This is a genomic window from Mitsuaria sp. WAJ17 (genome assembly GCF_014174515.1).
GTDB lineage: Bacteria > Pseudomonadota > Gammaproteobacteria > Burkholderiales > Burkholderiaceae_C > Roseateles_B.
The window spans coordinates 1-390 of sequence record NZ_JACJUG010000128.1 but is presented as its reverse complement, the minus strand read 5'-3'; the positions used below and the strand labels follow the sequence as shown (position 1 = coordinate 390).

Sequence of the window (390 nt, the reverse complement as noted above, 5' to 3'; positions counted from 1 at the left end):
ACCAAGGGCTGTCGTTCCTCATCGAGACGCACAGCGAGCACCTGATCCTGCGTCTGCTGCGCCGCATCCGCGAAGCCGCCGAAATGACCATCAAGGTGATTGATCAGCCGCTGTCGCCTGCTCTGATCGGCGTCTACTGCCTCAGCAAGCGCAACGGTGCGGTGACCATCGACGAGATCCCGGTGACCAAGGACGGCGACTTCGCCAAGCCATGGCCGCAGGGCTTCTTCGACGAACGTGGCGCGGAGCTGTTCTGATGTTCAAGGAAATCGCAGTGGATCCGGCCGCGGTTGCAGCGTCTTATCGCGACTTCAGCTACATCGTCGAGAAGTTTGGCATCTCCGAGGGGCGACTGATCGCGGCCTTTCCAAGCCGATGGAAGTCCCTCGT

At 61.0% G+C, this 390-nt stretch carries 1 pseudogene; it reads left to right on the top strand.

The annotated features are described in order from the left end of the window. Positions 1-257, top strand: a pseudogene (locus H5407_RS23690) (hypothetical protein); the annotation flags it as partial. Positions 258-390 lie beyond the last annotated feature (133 nt).